This is a genomic window from Caballeronia sp. AZ7_KS35 (assembly GCF_023631045.1).
Taxonomy (GTDB): Bacteria; Pseudomonadota; Gammaproteobacteria; order Burkholderiales; family Burkholderiaceae; genus Caballeronia; species Caballeronia zhejiangensis.
In genome coordinates this window covers 64005-81962 of sequence record NZ_JALQDV010000004.1, presented here as the reverse complement: position 1 = coordinate 81962, position 17958 = coordinate 64005, and the positions used below count along the sequence as shown (strand labels likewise).

Genomic DNA, 17958 nt, shown 5'->3' with positions numbered 1-17958 from the left:
CTACCTCGAACCGCGTCTTTGTCATCGAGTTTCGCAGACTTCGCTTAACCACGCGCCGAGCACTCGATTGAAGGCATCCGCCTGTTCGACGTTCGGCACATGGCGCGCTCCGGTAAACTCCTCGTAACGACCATTCTGGAAGAGTGCGGCGATGCGGCGGCTCTCCTCCGGCGTGGCGCGCGGATCTTCGCTGCCGCATGCCACAAGAACAGGTATCGCGACAGCGTGGAGCTGACCGGTGTAGTTGAAGTTCGCCAGCGCCTGTGCACACCCGACATAACCAGATACGGTGCAACCCGCGACCGTTGCACGAATCTGGTTCCATCGCAGTGGGTGATCGCTGCGGAACCTCTCCGTGAGCCAGCGTCCCATGGTTTCGTCGGCAATCGTTTCCAACGTCCCCGTCTGCTCCAGTTTTTCAATGCGTTTGCCCCAGTGATTCGCGGCATCGGGAAAAGACTCGCTTTGCGTGTCGCACAGCATCAGCGATACGACTCGCTGCGGATGACGTAGGGTCAGCGACTGTCCGATAGCGCCGCCAATCGAGAGCCCGACGAAGTGCAGACGCTCGATGCCGACTGCATCCGCGACCGCGATGATGTCATCGGCGAGTTCATCAATCGTGAAGGGTCCGGGCGCGCCGCGGCTACCGCCGTGGCCGCGCAAGTCGATTCGCAAAACGCGAAAGCCTGCCGCCAGCAACGGCGGAACCTGCTCCGCCCACAGGCCGAGATCGGCCGCGAGGGAATGCGAGAAGACGACCACTTCGCCTGTTTCAGACCCGACGAGGTCGTAGCACAACGTGCGGTCACTCAAAGGAAGAAGCATTGCATCACTCTCCGGTTTCAGCGCTGAATGCGGCGCTTGCGGTGAACGTGTACCGGGGCGGATCAAACTTTCCAACGGGTTGCTTGTGGGCCACTGGCACCTCTTAGACGACGATTGCAACACCCATTTGCATCGGTATCGCGGTTGGATTCGAATGGCGGAGCATCGCCCTTTTCGGATTTTTGCTAACCGTGAAGATCCTGCTCGAACAAATCAAAACTTGTGCTGGATACCGAGACCGACAACATTGGTGTTCGCTCCGGGATAACCGCTTGTATGTGCGGCGGTGATCACATTCGTGAGTCCGTTCGCTCCTTTCTTCGACGCCATCAGACCGACGAAGGCATACAGTTTCGTCCGCCGGCTCAACCAGTAGTCGTCGTTGAGCACATAGCTCGACGTTGCATTGGTGGTGTCCATTCTATTTTCGGAGAAGTAGTAGGCGGCAGTGAGCGAGTTCGCGGGCGTGATTTTCCATGTGACGCCACCGCCGGTCATGATCACATGAGACCGCGGCGTCGCTCCGATTACCACATCCGAATTGCCTTGCGGCAGGTCGAAATCTTCATAAACGCCCCGAATGATAAAATCGCCGATCCGGTAACCCGCACCCAAGGCCCAGATTCTCAGATCTCGCCTGCCGGTCGAGTCGTTCTGAGTGAGAAAGCTCGCGGCGCCAAGTACCGTGCCGTTGTCGTAAGAAACGCCCGTTGAGATCGCCCTGCCTTGCGAAAGGCTTCCCGGCGCGTTGCCAAATCGGTACAGCGCGCTGGCGGAGAAATCGTGGCCTTTGTACGAATAGCTTGCGGAGTTGCTTTCCCACACGGTCTGCGCGGGCACGGCGTTCTTCCCCTCGAGGAGATACCACGGCCCCGCAGCGCTGAACGACTGACTGTATTCGAGCGGATCGACTCTGACCAGCGCGACATATGCGGGATCAATTTGCTTACCCAGCGTGAGACGTCCATAGGGGTTTTCGAGAAATATGTTCGCCTTCTGGCTGAATAGCGAACTGCTCGATTGCAATGCACCGCTGCCAATATCGAACTGTCCCTGTAGGTTGAAACCTGCTTTCCAACCACCGCCCAGATCTTCGGTGCCGAGCAGCCCGAAGAAGTTCGCCGACTGATTTCCTGAGCCGTTGAACATCACGAGACTGTGGTCGCTTTTGCCTCCTCCGCCCGGTCCGCCGTTCTTGCTCTGATACAGCAGGCCGGCGTCGAGGGTGCCATATAGGGTGACGGAACTTTGCGCGCAAGCGGTGGAAGCCATAATGACCGATATGGCCGCAATCAGGCTCTTCTTCATGAACGGCGGCGTGATCGGTTGGCGCGCAAGGCTTACGGATCGGGGCATACGGTGTCTCCTCATTGGGATCGTTTTAGCGGCGTTCAGTCATCGCGGATGAGGAGCGCCTTTTTTCTTGCCGGCTGTTTTCGTCAGCCCGGCCAGTGCGATGCATTCTTCCAGTTGTGACAAGTGGCGTCGATTGAGTAAACTCAACGCACCAATTAATGATCTGGTTAACCGTGCCTACTCAGCTCGACTGGTATCTGCAACTCAATCTCAAGTCCCGCAACCTCCGGCTGCTCGTTGCAATCGACGATCTTGGCAATCTGAAGAAGGTCGCCGAGGCGACTCACGTCACCTTGCCGGCAGTGTCAAGGGCGCTGGCCGAACTCGAAAAGGGCCTCGGGCTCGAACTGTTCACGCGGACGCAGCAAGGGCTGCGGCCCACTGTCTATGGCGAATGCCTGATTCGGCACGCCCGCAGCATGCTGACCGACCTTCAACAGGTGCGCGACGAACTCAACGCCTTGAGCTCGGGCACGGGCGGGAAAGTGAACATCGGAGTTTATCCGGCATCCAGCTCGGTGCTGCTCCCTCGGGCACTGGCGTTGCTCAAGCAGCGTTCGCCCGGCACGAATGCCCAAGTGATCGAAAGCACGTCGCCCGTTCTGCTGCCGCAGCTTTGGGAAGGTAAGATCGATCTCGTCGTGGGCCGGCTAGAGTCTCATCGGCCGTCCAGCGGGTTTGAAGAGAAGGCCCTTCTGGAGGAGCAATTGCTAGTGGTCACCAGCCCTACGCATCCGCTGGCGCTGCGCAAGCGTTTGCAGTGGTCGGATCTCAACCGCTTCCCGTGGGTGCTGCCGCCGCCTGTTTCGCAGATGCGCGAGCCGCTCGAGCGCTGGCTGGTTCAAAACGGTATCGAACTCGACAAGAATTACATCGAAACGCAGTCCATCCATTTAACGCGGGCGTACCTTTACCTGACCGACGCAATATCGGTGATGGCACGGGCGGCGGCTAGCGACAAATCACAGCCGCTCAAGGTGCTTCCGCTTGAATTACCGCGCATGCTGCGTTCTGCCGGCGTACTATGGAACCGGAACCGTCCGCTCAGTCCGGCCGCTCAATTGATGATCGAGTGTCTGGAGCAAATCGCGGCGGAGATGAGCCGAGACGCCAGGACGGACCGGCAGAGGACAGCAGAGGAATAAGGCCTGAGCCAGCACGCCCGCTGCACAGGGTCAGACTGTCTTCGCGGCTCCCGTCTTCACATTCTCGTTTTCACGCGATAAGCTCACAGCACGTTTACCGACAAGCTCTCGCTCAGACTTCCGGGATATGTGCCCCGCCCCGGCGCCTCGGCCCGTCGTACTGGGGAAAGAGGATGCGGTATCGGGGGCACTGTTCTTCCAACCTTCGGTATTGCGTTCGGCAATCTGCAAACGCTCGTTTTTACAAATGTGTGGGCTTCGCGAGCACGATCATGAGAGAAGATTTATCGCCGACATCGCGGCACCCCGAATTAACGGTGCGCGATGGCCTGCACTTCTGACAATGGCGATTCCGACAGCAGCTTTGCGCGATGAAGGTTCGCGTGCAGTTGAATAGCGCAGCAAAAGCTCGCCCAGCGCGGCGCTGCGGCACTGTTAGATGGTCGACATACGGCTCAGTTGTCGCAGGTTCAACACTACTGTCCGTCGGGAAGTTGCCTGCAGACGCGGAAGATGTCGGCGAACTGCGGCACTGCCTCCGACCTGGCCTCAGTTCTCGATGCGCAGGCGTTCCAGCCGAACTGACGACTTCTTGCAACAAGTCGATGAAGACAAGGGCGTAGATCGCCCCCGGTAACAGCTTCCCCTAGTCGAGCAGAACCTGAAAACGAGAGTGTCCGCCTTCTGCTCGAGTAGGTGCGTGGCGAACCGCGGCGAAGCGTATGCTTCGATAAGCGCTCGTCGAGCCGTGCGGCTTCGGCAACCGCCCGAGTCGCGCGATTCAGTTGCCGAGGATTCAGCGGTCGAGCATCGAGTTCTGGAAACAACTGTCCGTCGCCGGGCATCTTGCCCCGTGAGCGGGCCACAAGCCACCTGACATGCAAAACGCTGTGGTAGCACTGGCGAGAACATGGCGTAGGGATGCTTATCGCCCGTTCCTTGTTCGACGCGCAGCGTCATCCGTCGCTATCGATGTCGACCCCTTGAGTGCGGCCACTTCGCCGGCACGCGAGCCAGTGCCGTAGGCCGGGAAAAAGAGCGGTCTAGCGCTTTGCGTCGCCTGCCGTAATCAATCGTGGCACTTCGTCGGACTGTTGAAAACAATCATGGTTCAAGGAACGGATTTCAATCGTCCCTTACGCAACTGCTGACGCGGGCCGGTTCGATAACCCAACGGCGCAGCACATAAACGCCGGTCGCTGCTGCAACAAGTCCCGACGCCGCGCCGATCCCCAGCGCCCAGCGAGGACCAAAATCATTGGCGACCCACCCCACGATCGGAGCGCCGATAGGTGTGCCGCCCAATGCGATGCCCAGACGCAGCGCCATCACGCGTCCGCGCATGGCGGGTTCGGTCGAGATTTGCATCAGGCTGTTGCTCGTATTGGTGAATGTCAACGCGGCAATCCCGATAACGACTAGTGCACCGGCGAACATCCAGTACGTCGGAGCGATGGCTGCCAGTGCGCAGCCCAGCCCGAAAATCGCCGCGCCGATCAAGAGGGTCGTGAAGCTGGGCTTTTCGCGGCCGGCGGCGAGGAATGCGCCCGACATCGTGCCGATCGCCATGGTTGACGACAGGAGGCCGTAGCCTCGTGCGTCCGCTTGGAAAACGCCTACGGCCATCGTCGAAATGAAGATCGGGAAGTTCAGGCCGAATGTCCCGATCAGGAATAGCATGATCAGATTCGCCTTGAGATCGGGCCGGGACCACACATAGCGGAACCCTTCGGTCATGCCCTTGCGGGAACGATGCGCTCGCGCACTCTCACGCAGCTCCGACAGACGGAACATCGACATCGAAACCAGCACGGCCAGAAAGCTGATGCCGTTGATCAGGAAGGCCCAACCCGTGCCGACCGAGCCGATCACGATTCCAGCAACCGCCGGTCCGATCATCCTGCCAGCGTTGAACGACGTGGAGTTGAGCGCGACCGCGTTGTGCAAGTCAGCATCGCCGACGAGCGAGCCGACGAAGGTCTGACGCACTGGCCCGTCGAACGCCGATGCGCATCCGAATAGAAACGCGAACACATAGACATGCCATAGCTCGACGACGCCGGTGATTGTGAGTACGCCAAGCGCCAAGGCGAGCGCGCCCATCGTCGCCTGCGTGGCCATCAAGAGCTTGCGCTGGTTATAGTGGTCCGCCGCGAAGCCCGTCCACGGCAGGAGCAGAAGCTGCGGCCCGAACTGCAGAGCCATGACCGTGCCGACCGCAGATGCGTTGTGATGCGTCAGTTGCGTCAGCACGAGCCAGTCCTGCGCCGTGCGCTGCATCCAAGTACCGATGTTCGAAACGAGCGCACCCGTCGCCCACAAGCGGTAATTGAAAATCCGCAGCGAACTGAAGGAACGAAATACGCGCGCGATCATGAGCGCTCTTTCATCCGGCCACCATGAAAGCGGCCAAAGTGCCGGGCCGCGAACAGGCCCATCGCGAGCATGCCGAGCGCGAGTGCGAGCGCATCCTGCATGCGTCGAAGATCGAAATCGCCGACATGGCAGACCAGCGCGTAACTTCCAACGAGGTTGACCGTGGACGACGAGAGTCCTTCGCCCGGCGGGTTGGCAAACGGCGTCTGAAAAGGCTCGCCCTTCACCCCGCTAATGAGATGCGGAATCGCGTTGCTCAACAGCGCTCCGCCGAAAAACCATGACACGAAGTGAAGCCAATTCATTCTTGGGTGCCTCCACGTTGAGCGGTTCGACACGATCAAGCCACTCACTCTTCGACGAGTCGCTTGAGCAGCTCCATCGCGGCAGCAAGTTGCTGCTGTTCGACGGATGACAACCGCGCGCGAATGGTTCGCGACAACCAGTCCTGCCGCGCGCTCTGCACTTCGGTGATCAGTGCATGGCATGCGTCGGTCAGTGACAGGATGATTCGGCGGCCGTCGGCAGGATCGGGCGTCCCGACGACGAGCCCCGCATCCTCCAGCGGCGTGATAGCGGTTCCCATGGATTGCGCGCGGATGCCTTCGGCGCGCGCCAGTTCCGACGTCGATGCCGGTCCGCCGCGCTTTAAACGCATCAGCACGGCAATTTGCGTAGCGGTCAGATCGCCATGGATCGAGGACTGAGCGCGCAGATTGCGCTTCAGCCTGGAAACGACAGAACGGACATCCGACGCGAGATCGTCGGCCAGGTCCGTCGTAGAAAGGAGCTTCTTCTTCATTCACGCAGATTAGCATATAGAAAGTTAACTGATAAGTTTTCTTCCTATGTGCAGCGCTCATGGTGTCTACGGGCTCAATCTTCGCGGTTTCGAGTCTGATCCAGGGCCATCGCACGAAAAAGTCCGAAGGACGGACATTGTATGAATCTCATGCGAGATACGCGTATTCCCGTATCGGGTTTTCACCTACACTAGCTTCAACGATTTAAACACAGATGACCCTTCCGCCAGGATCCACACATGCTCTCAATCGCCAAACTTATCGTGCCCCTTGTCCTCGCGATCCCCGCTCTCGCACGGGCGGAGGCGAGCGCGCCTCTCGCTCATGCTCAAGCGCAAGAACATCTCGTGCAGTTGGAGAAGGCGGGCTACAGCCCGCTGGTGAACGATCCGCTTTATCCACGACGCCTGCAGCAGGCTGAAGCAACGCTGTCGAAAAAGCAGACCACTGATGGGGCGTACGGTCCCGAGATCGAAGGCACTGTACAGGCGGGACGTTCACAGTGAGTTACCGTGAGTCGAACGCGCGCAGGTAGGGCAACTATCAAACGCTATCCGCGCGCGTTTCATCCAGATCAACCGACAGATCCCACATTGATCTTGGGCGCCCACTCGCGCCGCATCAAGATCACAGCGCTTGCTGCGCCGATGAAAAGAAACACGCAAACCGAGAGCATCGGCAACGTGTAGCTGCCGCCAACGTGCAGCAGCCATCCACACAAACTGGCCGAGACACCGCCTGCGAGGCTCGTGGCAACCGTCAGCAAACCAGTGTTCAATCCAATCGCGGGCTTAGGGATCAAGGTCAGCTTGGACAAGGCCAGATTATTCGCTGTCGCCAATCCGGCCAACGAAAGCGACGCGACATTCCAGAACAGCGCCATCGCTTGCGAGTCGGCATACGCCCCGAAGATCACTGTCATGCCACCCAGCGCGCCCGCTACCACAAAGGCCTTCCGCACGATGAGCGTATCCTTGCCCCGCGCGATGATGCGATCCGCGACCCACCCGGCCGAGACCGCTACCACTGCGACACAAATGAAGCTGATGAACGTCAACACGCCGGACTTCATCAAAGACAGCCCGCGCTGTTCGACGAGATAGGACGGCATCCAGGTCGCGCAGTAAAACACGAAATAGCTGTAGCTGAACGTCATGATGAAGCCGCCCCAGACTACCGGGCTCGCAAGCAGATTGCGAAGCGGAACGCTGGTCGCACGACGCTTCGCGGCTGCGAGCTGATCCTTCGTCGGAAAGTCGTTCTTGGCCATGGCAAGCCACGGCAGCAACCAGATCAAGCCCAGCAATCCTGTAATCACGAACATCGCCTTCCACGAGTACACGACGATCAACCACGCAGCTACAGCCGCACCGATCGCGGGGCCGACCTTCCCGCCTAAAGAAAAGATGCCCGTCGCAGTTCCCTTGCGCGATTCGTCGAAGCTGTTCGCAATGAAGCGATAGCTGGCCGGAAGCACCACCGCTTCGCTCGCTCCGATCAACAGGCGCACCACGATCAGGGCTGAAAGCGAGTGAGTCACACTGGTTGCCGCCGCTGCAAGGCACCAAAGCGCGAAGCAGATCGTGTAGGGCCACTTGACACCGTAGCGATCGACCACCCACCCCATGGGCAACTGGAGCAAGGCATAGGACCAGAAAATCGCCGAACCTAGCCAGCCTCGCTGAACGCTCGTAAGAGCGAACTCCTGGATGAAGGCTTTGTCCGCCATCGCAGAAGACAAGCTCGTACGATCGATGAACGAGATCATCCACCCGACCGTGAGCAATAAAAGTATGGCCCAAGGCCTGTCCACCGCAGAACGCGTCTCTTGACTACTGCCAGTCATCTCCAGATTCCTGTTCATGCCTTCTCCCGTCTTCATGCAAGTTTCTTTCCCAGGCCAGTTTTTTCGCAATCTCAGAAGGCGTGGTTGATACCCACCGCAGCACCGATCTGATGCGGAATCTTTTGCGAATTCAACGACGTGTTCGTGATGTAGCTCCCGCCATACTTGGTGTAGTCGACTTCGGCGTACAACAGCGTTCTCTTCGAGAGTGCGTACGTAACGCTGCCCACACCCAGGCTGCGCTTTCCACTTTGATTCGGCAGGTCCGTAATGTAATATGCCGCCCCCACACGAATATCAGGACGTAGATCGTAGGTTGCACCTCCCCAGTAATTGAGGGTTCGTACATCGGAGGTCGGGCTGACTTGTGTCTGGTTCTCGTTCATATAACCACCAGCAAGGCGCAGCGCCCCGAAGGTCAACTCGGCGCCGAACGTGTAATAGTTGTTGGGTCGATAAACGTTGGTCGTTCCCTGTTGCAGGTCGCGATATTCGTATGCGCCGCCGACTTTGAGCCAGTTCCACTTGTACTGAAGGCCCACTCCTCGCATTGCGGCTGCGTTGAAGTTGCCGGCCACGCCTCCGAACGAGTTCTCGGCGCGCACATCGAGACCACCGATCTTCGCAATGTATTTGACGTCGTTACTGACACGGAATCCGGCTGACGCACCAGAAACGGGAATCAGCGTCGGATAGAGAAGATTGAACGGGTCATAGTCATACGCGACATCGTGCGCGATAGTGAACTGACGGCCCGCGATCACCGTACCGTAAGGGCCGCGGACCCCGATGTACGAGGCTCGGTTAAACAGCACATCGTTCGTATTGTCCAGCGCCCCACTGGCCAAAAAGAAACCTGTTTCCAACCGGAAGAACGTTGCCCAGCCCGAGCCCAAGTCCTCCGTGCCCGTGAATATGACGCGATTCGAGCTGTACCATCCACGATTATTGGTCGACCAGGTCGCGCCTGCTTTCGAGTCCGTGTAACGGATGCCGCCGTCGAGAACGCCCGAGAGCGTCACGCTCGATTGTGCGCATGCGGCACCGGCAATCGATCCCAAAGCCAGCGCCAACGAAATACGTTCAATCATCTCCGTGCTTCCTATAGTTTTGGTTCGTTGAGTTACGCGGAAATCGTTGCGGCCGATGGCACATCTCGCTTTCCGCGCAAGCAATATCAGGTTCAGCTGTTCACTCGACAACGCCTGATCAAACTCTCGTTTTCCTCATCGCCGTCTCCAGAATGCTATTGTTATGTATTGCTAATTTAGGTAAGAACGCCCACGCGTCCCGACTTTGTTTCATTCGCTGCGGGCCCCGTCGCCGGGGCTCGCGTTACGGCTCAGCCCAAAGCTCCCGTCACGTCATCGAACAGTTCATCCACACTCAAGCGGTGCGGGATAATCTTTTGTTCGACCGACCAATCGATAGCCAGCTGAAGATTCTTCCGATTCGCCTCCAGCCCTATCGGCGGAAAAATCGACGGAAGACCTTCCGCGAGTTCACGGCTTTCCACGATCATCCGGTAAATGTCCCGCACGATCTCGGGATGCCGCCGGGACAGGTCTTCATGCACGACGAACATGTGGTTGATTGGCACGACGCCCTCGCGAGCGAACCAGGCCTCTGCTGCGGCGTGAGCGTCGGGAATGAGCGTGCGGACGTTCTGATCCTTCGGCATGTCCGGCGCTCCGAGCAGTGCCGCTGCCAGATCGCCGTCCAGCATGCGCTGCGCGATCGATGTCCCATGAGGCAAACGCTCGCAACCGGCGGGGTCGACGTACTCGGCAACATGCCCGTCTTCGAGCGTCACCCAATGAACCTTGTCGAGCTCGACACCGTACTCGTGCTGAAGAACGCCCCTGACCCACAGGCCCGTTGTTTGAGCATAAGAGCGCACGCCGACCTGCTTTCCTTCGATGTCTTTTGGCGCAAGTTCGCCGAACGACGAGTTGTACACCGCACAGTGGTGTTGAAGCCGCCCGAGAATGGGCGCCGGCAACAGCACGTAGGGCTTGCCGTAAGCCTTCGCCTGAAGGAAGGTGACGATCGCAAGTTCGCCGGCATCGAATCTGTTCTCGCGCAACATCGCCTTGAAACCGTTGTGTGCGGGGGTCGGCCCGCAGTACTCCAGGCTCACGAGATCCGACGTGACTCGACCGTCCCGCATCGCCTTCGTTACGGGATGTACGTCCAGGTTGACACGCAGGGTCGGCACTTTCTGGTTCGATGACATGTGGACTTCCTTAATACCTCTGAATGTACGCGCGCGGAGCGGCGACAGCTAAACAAGCGAATAAATTGCGACCGCCACTCGTCAATAGCCGGCGAGTTCGCGCGTCTCGCTGACGACGCCGTAAGTCCGCGAAGGCGCCGACATCAGAAAGCCAAAGCCTTCCTTCAGGACTCTCTCGTGATTCTTCGACGTGACATGCGGATGCCCGACAACGACACCATGCTTTTTGCACGTCTCGACGATCTTGGCCATTGCGCCGAGCACTTCGGGATGTTCGTACAGACGCGGGTAGCCAAGCTGCTGGCTAAGGTCACCTTCGCCGATCAGAATGAGCCCGATGCCGGGAACGTTCGCAAGGATGTCGTCCAGGTTTTCGATTGCCTCGACGCTCTCGCACATCAAGCCGACGAGAATCTCTCCGTGCGGCGCAAGCGGCCAGACGTCTGCCTTTGCGTAATAGTCGGCCATGTTGAGGCCCCAGTACCGCGCGGCCGTTCCCGGACCGTCGCCGCGTACGCCCTTCGGTTCGTATAGCGGTGCACTCTTCGGCCTCGCGTATCGACACGATGCCACTGCGTTGTACGCCTGCTCGACCGTCGAAACATGCGGCCACACCACGCCGTAGCAGCCGCGGTCGAGCACTTGCTTGGCGAATGCCTGATTCATCTCCGCGCCGTTCGACGGAATGCGCGCAATGGGAGTGACGCGAGGCGAGAGCGATCCGGACGAGGCGATCTCCTTTCGGTTCAGCATGTATTGGAGTGCGTCGCCGAGCGCCGAAACGTCGTACGGGTTGTGCTCCATCTCGAACACGATGCCGTCATAGGGCGCATCGCTCATCTCGATGGCCGTTTGCTTGTCGAGCTTCGAGAATGCGGTCAGTGCTGGCTTACCGGATTCGAATGCACGGATGATGCTATTAAGTCGAACGCCGCTCATGATTCATGTCCTTGCGTTAAAACTGTCAGTTCCAAAGGGGCAAGCCGCACTCAACCAAGCGCGGGATAGAGCCGCGACGCCGTTTTGCCGAATATCCAATCCTGATCTTCGGCGCTGATGCAGTTCAGGCTCTTCTGCATGGTGCGAAGAATGTCGCCCAGCGTGCCGGGCGAGGTCGGATAGTTCGAACCCCATGCCAGACGCTGTGCGCCGAACGCATCGATCAGTTTTGGAAAGAACGTCTCGGCGGTCGCCGATCCCGACTGAGCGTCCTCACAGTTCTTCGGCGTCAGCTTGAGATACACGTTGTCGAGAGACGCCAACTCGAAGAAGTCGTGAGCGTTGCGATAGGGAGCACCGTCCTTGAGATTCGGGCGTGCCATGTGATCGATGACGATAGCGACATCGGGAAAGCGTTTGGCGAGTGCCTTGACCTGTGCCAGTCCGGCGGCGCTCGTTGTGATGCACATTGGCAATCTGAGTTCGGAACAAAGTTCCCACGAGGGATAAGCACGGGTATCTTCGAGCAGGCTCGCATCGAAGGCCTGCGTGCTGCCGCCCGTGAAGAGACGCAGGCCGACGAGCCCCCGCTCTACCCAACTCCGGATCGTGTCGGGCGCGTCCGGCCGCAGAACGTCCACCGAACCCACCGCAACGAGCCGGTCGGGATAGCGGGCACAACCATCGACCACATAGCTGTTATCGAAGCCGTATGTCGTCGACGAATGAACCACCGCCGCCTTTGCAACGCCCGCTCGATCCATCTGCTCAATCAGCGTCTCGACGGTCGTCGGCCGCTCCTTCGACCACTCCGAGCGCTTTCCGAACAACGGTGCCGGCGGATAACTGCTTTCGTCGTCGGAGATGATGTGCGGATGGATATCGATGATCTGTGACATGGTACGTTCCGCCTTAATTGCCGCGCGCCATGAGGCGCTTGTCCAGACGCGGATAGACACGCCGCACGTTACCTTCGAAAATCTTGAAGCGGTCTTCATCGGTCAGCGCGGGGCAGGCGTCGATATAGCGTTTGGTATCGTCGAAGTACTGGCCGGTGGCCGGATCGCGGCCACGCACCGCGCCGATCATTTCCGATCCGAACAGCACGTTGTCGGATGGAATGACTTTCGTCAGCAGTTCCACACCGGGCTGGTGATAAACACACGAATCAAAGAAGATGTTGCCGAGCAGACCTTCCAGCGGGCGCTCCCGCATCTCCAGCGACATGCCTCGATAGCGTCCCCAGTGATAAGGCACCGCGCCACCACCGTGCGGAATCACGAGGCGCAATGTGGGGAAGTCCTTGAAGAGGTCCGACTGAAGAATCTGCATGAACACGGACGTGTCCCCATTCAGGTAATGCGCGCCAGTGCCGTGAAAACACGGGTTACAGGAAGACGCCACATGGATCATCGCCGGCACTTCCAGGTCCACGAGCGCTTCATAGACCGGATACCACTCGCGGTCCGTCATCGGCTTGCCCGTCCAGTATCCGCCGCTCGGATCAGGATTCAGGTTGCATCCGACAAAGCCTAGTTGCTCCACGCAGCGTCGCAACTCCGGAACCGAGTTCACGGGCGCCGCGCCCGGCGATTGCGGCAACTGGCAGACCGGCGCAAAGTTATCCGGAAACAATTCGGCCACGCGATGCACGAGGTCATTGGACAACTCGGCCCATTCGAGGCTGGTGCGCTCGTTGCCGAGATGGTGGCTCATCAAACCGGCAATGGGCGAAAACAGCGTGAGGTCGCTGCCCCGCTCGCGTTGCAGCTTCAGCTGGCCATTCACGATGGCATCGCGTAGCTCGTCATCGCTGACGCGCGCTTCGTCGCGCGACGGCGCGTTGGCCGGATCGTTCGCGTGTTCGACCTGCTTCGCGCGCCAGTTCTTGAAGGACGCGGGCACAGTCGTGAAGTGACCGTGGCAATCGATGATCATCATCTCTTCCTTGAATCAGAATCCGAACAGTTCGGCCGGGTTGTCGACCAGCACACGCTTGAGCGTCGCGTCGTCGGGAACGTATCGATAGAGCAGTTCGAGCAAGTCGGCGTCGTTCGGCGGCTGCTTCGGCGAGACGGGATGCGGCCAATCCGTGCCGTAGATGCATCGATTCGGCGCCGCCTCGACGAGCTTATGCGCAATCGGCAGCACATCGTCCCAGGGACGACCTGTCTTCGTGATTTTCTCGCCGAGCGAAAGCATCGTCCAAGTGTTGCCTTCCGAGAGCATCTCCAGAACCACGTTCAACGAGGGATCGGCATCGCCTGCTTGCGGGTCCGGACGGCCCATGTGATCGATCACCAGGGGCACGCTCAACTTGCGGAAAGGCGCAATGGTCGACGCGATGCCACCGGGCTCCGGCTGAACTTTTACATACCAGCCGAGATCCCTCACTCGCGCCAGCGCCCGTTCGATGTCTTTCTCGTCCATCGACGGCCCGAGCCCGGCGCGGGAGAAGCGCGCGCCACGCACACCCGCGGCGTGCAGCTTCTCGATGTAGGCATCGTCACGCTCCTTAAGCACGACCGCGTTCGCGCAGCCGCGATAGTTGGGTCCAGCAAGCGCCAGTCCATCCAGCACGATCTGATGATCCGCGCCATACGTGGTGGCCTGCACGATCACACCGCGCGTGAAGCCCAGAACCGAATGCAGATGCAGTGCGCGTTCGATGGTGGCGCTCGGCATTTCGTAGGCCGCGCCCGGCAGCACCGGATAGCGTTCGGCAGGACCGAAAACGTGAAACTGACTGTCGCACGCGAGCGGCGGCGGCATCTTTGACGGCGTGCGCGGCTCGGGATCGAATGGGAAATACTCTTGCATTTAGCGTCCTGGAATCCGGTGATTTAACGGGGCAAAACTGCCATCACGTCGCATTGCACGAGCGATGGTCCTTCAGCCGTCAGCGGCAGCGCATGACGCGCAGGCCGGTCGTCGTGATCGGGAAAGAGCCGTACCCATTCGTCATTCACGGGTTGCCGCTGAGAAGGGTCGCGCAGCCAGACTGTCATCTTGACGATGTCGTCCGGTGTGCCCCCGGCGGCTTCGACGATCGCCAGGACATGACCGAACATGTTCGCGCACTGCGCCTGGATTTCCGAAGGGATCTCGCCCGTGACCGGATCGATTCCCAGGATGATTCCCGACGTCAACACGCCATCGATCACGCATGCGTTCGGAATTGGATTCTTGTGTTTGAAGCCGGGTATGTAGATGCTTTTGCGGCGGGCCATCTTTTCCTCTCCCCGTCAAATGAAGCGGCACGAGATCGAGCCGCACGGACCGTAGTCCGCGTGAATCACATCGCCCGCCGCGACATCGATCATTCGCGTGAACGAACCGGCAAGGACGATCTCGCCTTCGGCGAGCATTTGGCCGTGTTCGGCAAGCCGGTTGGCGAGCCATGCCACGCCGAGTGCCGGATGTCCGAGTACGCCCGCGGCCACACCTGTCTCGCTGATGCTGCCGTTGCTGTACAACAGTGCAGAGACCCAGCGCAGATCGAAATCGTGTACTTTGAAAGGCCGTGCGCCGAGCACGAGCGCGGCATTTGCGGCGTTGTCCGCAATCGTGTCCATGACCTTGCGCCCTCTCTTGGTCACCGGATCGACTCGATGCAGACGTGCATCAAGAATTTCCAATGCGGGCACGACATAGCGCGTGGCATCGAGCACGTCGAACAACGTACAACCGGGGCCGGACAGCGGCTCGTCGAGAATGAACGCCAACTCCACTTCGATACGCGGCTGACGGAAGCGCGAGGTATCGATGGTTGCGCCGTCGTACTCCAGCATGTCGTCGAGCAACACGCCGAAGTCGGGTTCGTCGATTCCTACGGCTTCCTGCATCGCCTTTGAGGTCAGGCCGATCTTGTGGCCGATCACCGCGCGTCCGTTATCGCGCTTTATGCGCATCCATTCAGCTTGGATGGCGTAGGCATCGTCGATGGTGATGTCCGGGTGAGCGTGCGAGAAGATATCGATGGGCTTGCGGCTGCGCTCCGACTCTTCGAGCGATTGGGCCAGACGGCTAATGATTTCGGGTGCGAGCATGGCGATCACGCCTCCTGAGCCACGGTGTTTCGAAGGGTGCCCATACCGGGCGACGAGATCTCAACCACGTCACCGGGCTTGAGCCAGCTCGGCGGATCCTGGCGCCACCCCGTTCCGGTCGGCGTGCCAGTAAGAATCAGGTCACCCGGTTGGAGCGTGGCAAAGGTGCTCAGGTACGCGATCAGTGCATCGAACGGAAACATGAGGCGCGCGGTCGTATCGTTCTGACGAAGCTCGCCATTCACGCGTGTTTGAATCGCATGTTCAGCCGCCGGATCACATTCATCAGCGGTCACGACCCAAGGACCGAGACTGCCCGACGCATCGAAGTTCTTGCCTTGAGTGACGTTGAACTTGCCGTGTTTGAGCCAGTCGCGCACCGAACCTTCATTGGCGAGCGTCATGCCTGCGATATGTTCGAAAGCACGCTCTCGCGGAATATGGCGTCCGGCTTTGCCGATCACCAGCACGAGTTCGCCTTCGTAGTCGAGTTGCTCGGAGACGCGCGGGCGAATCAGCGCATCGTCGTGTCCGACGAAAGAGCCCACGTTCCGGACGAACAGGCTGGGATAGCGCGGGAGCTCCGAATTGTCCTGATACTCCTCGTTGCGCTCCTTATAGTTCACGCCGATGCACCAGATCTTCTGCGGCGCCGTGAGGGGCGGAAGCAGACGCACGTCGTCGAGCGAGACGCGCGACGCGCCCGCGGTGTCGATCGCGCGGTGCGCGAGAGCGAGCGCATCGGACGAAGCAAGGACGTCATCGAGCGTTGCGACTTCGCGCATCTCGACAATGCCGTCATCAAGCAGCACGCCCACACGCGGGAGCGCGTCGCCATCGCGCAAAGTGAAGCGGAGTAATTTCATGACCGAATCCTGATAGTCGATTAGGTGGGGAGCCGTGTCTAGCGACGTTGGCCGTTCTTAAGCAAGGTTTCGTCGCTGGCCAGTGAATTGCCGCCTGCCACGTTCCCGCCAGCACCGGCGTTCAAACCACGCCCGCGCGTCTCGGGCAGTACGAACGAGAGGACGATGAAAATGGCGGCCGCGGGCAGCGCGATCAACATGCCGTGCGCGAGGCTGTCGTTCAGCGAGGCCGCTGCAAGCGGAACGAGTAGCGGCGCGAGACTGCCGGCCGCGCGGCCGGCCATGTAGATCGTGGACACGGCCGTTGCGCGCACTTCAATGGGATACAACTCCGAGAGCCAGGCGCCGGACACGCCGAGTGCGCTGCTGCCGATTGCGAAAACGATGGGCAACCAGAAAATCGGCCAAGCGAGATACGAGCCGGTGAAGCGCGCGTTTGGCGTCACGAACAGAATGCTCAGCGCAATCAGCCAGCACACACACGGTGCGACGGCGCCAAAGCGGCGACCCAGACGGTCATTAAGCCAGCCCATCACGATGTAGCTGATCCCGCCGACCAGCGCCGCCGTAACCGTCGACGCACGCACGACGTCCGGCGGCGTTTGCAGCGTCTTGAGCATCAGGCTCGGCACGAACACAACCACTGCGTAGTAGCAGAACATGTACGTCGTCAGCCACAGGCCCGCAGTGATCGAGATGGCACGCAGACGACCGCTGAACATTTCCGCGAAAGTGTTTTGTCGCGGCGGAGCGAGACCCGCGCGTCGGGTACGGTCGTATTGCTCCCAGGCACGCGATTCAGGCATCCAGAAACGGATGAACACCGCGAGGACGACCGGAGCGCCGCCCGTCAGCAAGCCGACGCGCCAGCCCCAATCGACGCTGAAGGACTGAACCGCCCAGAGGCCGACGATGGACGCGCACGCACCCGCCAAGGTGGCCGAGCCCTGAATGAGCGCGGTTCCGAGCCCTCGACGCTGCGGATTCCAGGTCTCGTTGAACAGCACCATGCCGGCGCCCCATTCACCGCCCAGGCCGATGCCGACGATGAAGCGCATGACGACGAGTGCCGCGAAATTCCACGCGAACGCGGAGCCGACCGAGGCCAGAGCGAACACGACGAGCGTCCATTGCAATGCCGCTTTGCGCCCGATGCGGTCTCCGAGCCAGCCGAACAGACCGCCGCCGACAACGGAGCCCACCAGCGTAATCGTCGTCACGCTTGCCGCTTCGCCCAGCGTGACGTGCATCGAACGCTTAATCGACGGCATGAGGTACGGCATGATCAGGACATCGTAGAGATCGAGCGCGAAGCCGAGCATGCACGACACGATGATCCCGAGTCGTTGCGCAGGGGCAAACGGTGCAACAGCGGTGTCGTTCATGCGTGTCTCCTACGGCGCAATCGGCTGCATCGCGACGATTCGCCTGGCTGGCGACTCGTGCGCTCCAACGTTGCGCAGTCATTTCGTGTGGCTTGATGATTTCACGGCGTAAGAGCCGCAGCCACTGCG

Annotated in this window: 18 protein-coding genes; 2 read left to right on the top strand and 16 right to left on the bottom strand. The window is 59.8% G+C overall.

The features are described from left to right. Positions 1–21: 21 nt before the first annotated feature. Together NCT05_RS08725 and NCT05_RS08720 are read right to left on the bottom strand one after the other, a co-directional pair. Positions 22–828, bottom strand: a complete 807-nt coding sequence (locus NCT05_RS08725) for an alpha/beta fold hydrolase (protein WP_250502111.1) — start codon at positions 826–828, stop codon at positions 22–24. Between the two features lie 213 nt (positions 829–1041). Continuing rightward, entirely contained in the window at positions 1042–2184 is a 1143-nt protein-coding gene (locus NCT05_RS08720) for a porin (RefSeq protein ID WP_250502110.1), read from the bottom strand. A gap of 158 nt (positions 2185–2342) precedes the next feature. On the opposite strand from NCT05_RS08720, the gene NCT05_RS08715 reads away from it, so the two are divergent. Next, positions 2343–3329 carry a LysR substrate-binding domain-containing protein gene (locus tag NCT05_RS08715; protein ID WP_250502109.1) on the top strand — a complete coding sequence of 329 codons (987 nt, stop codon included), beginning with the start codon at positions 2343–2345 and terminating at the stop codon, positions 3327–3329. 1125 nt (positions 3330–4454) lie between these two features. Here NCT05_RS08715 and NCT05_RS08710 read toward each other — a convergent pair. The 3 genes from NCT05_RS08710 to NCT05_RS08700 are packed head-to-tail and all read right to left on the bottom strand — an operon-like array spanning position 4455 to position 6507. After that, a complete protein-coding gene (locus NCT05_RS08710; protein WP_250502108.1) occupies positions 4455–5705 on the bottom strand; it encodes an MFS transporter in 1251 nt (416 codons plus the stop codon). Then, entirely contained in the window at positions 5702–6010 is a 309-nt protein-coding gene (locus NCT05_RS08705) for a hypothetical protein (RefSeq protein WP_250502136.1), read from the bottom strand. The genes NCT05_RS08710 and NCT05_RS08705 overlap by 4 nt, the downstream gene beginning before the upstream one ends. Positions 6011–6054: 44 nt before the next feature. Further along, positions 6055–6507 (bottom strand): MarR family winged helix-turn-helix transcriptional regulator, encoded by a 453-nt coding sequence (locus NCT05_RS08700; RefSeq protein WP_250502107.1) that lies wholly within the window; start codon positions 6505–6507, stop codon positions 6055–6057. A gap of 240 nt (positions 6508–6747) precedes the next feature. Here NCT05_RS08700 and NCT05_RS08695 point away from each other — a divergent pair, with 240 nt between their 5' ends. Beyond that, positions 6748–7014 carry a DUF4148 domain-containing protein gene (locus NCT05_RS08695; RefSeq protein WP_250502106.1) on the top strand — a complete coding sequence of 89 codons (267 nt, stop codon included), beginning with the start codon at positions 6748–6750 and terminating at the stop codon, positions 7012–7014. A gap of 68 nt (positions 7015–7082) precedes the next feature. Here the strand turns inward: NCT05_RS08695 and NCT05_RS08690 are convergent, their stop codons facing one another. The 11 genes from NCT05_RS08690 to NCT05_RS08640 form a co-directional block, all read right to left on the bottom strand. Then, positions 7083–8390, bottom strand: a complete 1308-nt coding sequence (locus NCT05_RS08690) for an MFS transporter (protein ID WP_250502105.1) — start codon at positions 8388–8390, stop codon at positions 7083–7085. Between the two features lie 35 nt (positions 8391–8425). Further along, positions 8426–9445, bottom strand: a complete 1020-nt coding sequence (locus tag NCT05_RS08685) for a porin (protein WP_250502104.1) — start codon at positions 9443–9445, stop codon at positions 8426–8428. A gap of 251 nt (positions 9446–9696) precedes the next feature. Further along, positions 9697–10590, bottom strand: a complete 894-nt coding sequence (locus NCT05_RS08680; protein ID WP_250502103.1) for a substrate-binding domain-containing protein — start codon at positions 10588–10590, stop codon at positions 9697–9699. An 81-nt stretch (positions 10591–10671) separates the two neighbouring features. Next, the gene (locus NCT05_RS08675) at positions 10672–11529 is read right to left on the bottom strand and encodes an HpcH/HpaI aldolase family protein (RefSeq protein WP_250502102.1); all 858 of its coding nucleotides are present in this window, start codon (positions 11527–11529) and stop codon (positions 10672–10674) included. 50 nt (positions 11530–11579) lie between these two features. Beyond that, a complete protein-coding gene (locus NCT05_RS08670; RefSeq protein WP_250502101.1) occupies positions 11580–12428 on the bottom strand; it encodes an amidohydrolase family protein in 849 nt (282 codons plus the stop codon). Positions 12429–12441: 13 nt separating this feature from the next. Beyond that, a complete protein-coding gene (locus NCT05_RS08665) occupies positions 12442–13467 on the bottom strand; it encodes an amidohydrolase family protein (protein WP_250502135.1) in 1026 nt (341 codons plus the stop codon). Positions 13468–13482: 15 nt separating this feature from the next. Further along, positions 13483–14349 carry an amidohydrolase family protein gene (locus tag NCT05_RS08660; RefSeq protein ID WP_250502100.1) on the bottom strand — a complete coding sequence of 289 codons (867 nt, stop codon included), beginning with the start codon at positions 14347–14349 and terminating at the stop codon, positions 13483–13485. A 23-nt stretch (positions 14350–14372) separates the two neighbouring features. Next, entirely contained in the window at positions 14373–14759 is a 387-nt protein-coding gene (locus NCT05_RS08655) for a RidA family protein (protein ID WP_250502099.1), read from the bottom strand. Between the two features lie 15 nt (positions 14760–14774). Further along, positions 14775–15578 (bottom strand): 2-oxo-hept-4-ene-1,7-dioate hydratase, encoded by an 804-nt coding sequence (gene hpaH, locus NCT05_RS08650; protein WP_250502098.1) that lies wholly within the window; start codon positions 15576–15578, stop codon positions 14775–14777. 5 nt (positions 15579–15583) lie between these two features. Further along, complete coding sequence (locus NCT05_RS08645; RefSeq protein ID WP_250502097.1) at positions 15584–16444, bottom strand: fumarylacetoacetate hydrolase family protein; 861 nt, start codon at positions 16442–16444, stop codon at positions 15584–15586. Positions 16445–16482: 38 nt separating this feature from the next. Beyond that, complete coding sequence (locus NCT05_RS08640; protein WP_250502096.1) at positions 16483–17766, bottom strand: MFS transporter; 1284 nt, start codon at positions 17764–17766, stop codon at positions 16483–16485. Positions 17767–17958 lie beyond the last annotated feature (192 nt).

Coding starts and splice junctions, on each gene's coding strand:
- NCT05_RS08725 (WP_250502111.1), bottom strand. CDS start 828: ATGCTTCTTCCTTTGAGTGACCGCACGTTGTGCTACGACCTCGTCGGG.
- NCT05_RS08720 (WP_250502110.1), bottom strand. CDS start 2,184: ATGCCCCGATCCGTAAGCCTTGCGCGCCAACCGATCACGCCGCCGTTC.
- NCT05_RS08715 (WP_250502109.1), top strand. CDS start 2,343: ATGATCTGGTTAACCGTGCCTACTCAGCTCGACTGGTATCTGCAACTC.
- NCT05_RS08710 (WP_250502108.1), bottom strand. CDS start 5,705: ATGATCGCGCGCGTATTTCGTTCCTTCAGTTCGCTGCGGATTTTCAAT.
- NCT05_RS08705 (WP_250502136.1), bottom strand. CDS start 6,010: ATGAATTGGCTTCACTTCGTGTCATGGTTTTTCGGCGGAGCGCTGTTG.
- NCT05_RS08700 (WP_250502107.1), bottom strand. CDS start 6,507: ATGAAGAAGAAGCTCCTTTCTACGACGGACCTGGCCGACGATCTCGCG.
- NCT05_RS08695 (WP_250502106.1), top strand. CDS start 6,748: ATGCTCTCAATCGCCAAACTTATCGTGCCCCTTGTCCTCGCGATCCCC.
- NCT05_RS08690 (WP_250502105.1), bottom strand. CDS start 8,390: ATGAAGACGGGAGAAGGCATGAACAGGAATCTGGAGATGACTGGCAGT.
- NCT05_RS08685 (WP_250502104.1), bottom strand. CDS start 9,445: ATGATTGAACGTATTTCGTTGGCGCTGGCTTTGGGATCGATTGCCGGT.
- NCT05_RS08680 (WP_250502103.1), bottom strand. CDS start 10,590: ATGTCATCGAACCAGAAAGTGCCGACCCTGCGTGTCAACCTGGACGTA.
- NCT05_RS08675 (WP_250502102.1), bottom strand. CDS start 11,529: ATGAGCGGCGTTCGACTTAATAGCATCATCCGTGCATTCGAATCCGGT.
- NCT05_RS08670 (WP_250502101.1), bottom strand. CDS start 12,428: ATGTCACAGATCATCGATATCCATCCGCACATCATCTCCGACGACGAA.
- NCT05_RS08665 (WP_250502135.1), bottom strand. CDS start 13,467: ATGATCATCGATTGCCACGGTCACTTCACGACTGTGCCCGCGTCCTTC.
- NCT05_RS08660 (WP_250502100.1), bottom strand. CDS start 14,349: ATGCAAGAGTATTTCCCATTCGATCCCGAGCCGCGCACGCCGTCAAAG.
- NCT05_RS08655 (WP_250502099.1), bottom strand. CDS start 14,759: ATGGCCCGCCGCAAAAGCATCTACATACCCGGCTTCAAACACAAGAAT.
- hpaH (WP_250502098.1), bottom strand. CDS start 15,578: ATGCTCGCACCCGAAATCATTAGCCGTCTGGCCCAATCGCTCGAAGAG.
- NCT05_RS08645 (WP_250502097.1), bottom strand. CDS start 16,444: ATGAAATTACTCCGCTTCACTTTGCGCGATGGCGACGCGCTCCCGCGT.
- NCT05_RS08640 (WP_250502096.1), bottom strand. CDS start 17,766: ATGCTCGGCTTCGCGCTCGATCTCTACGATGTCCTGATCATGCCGTAC.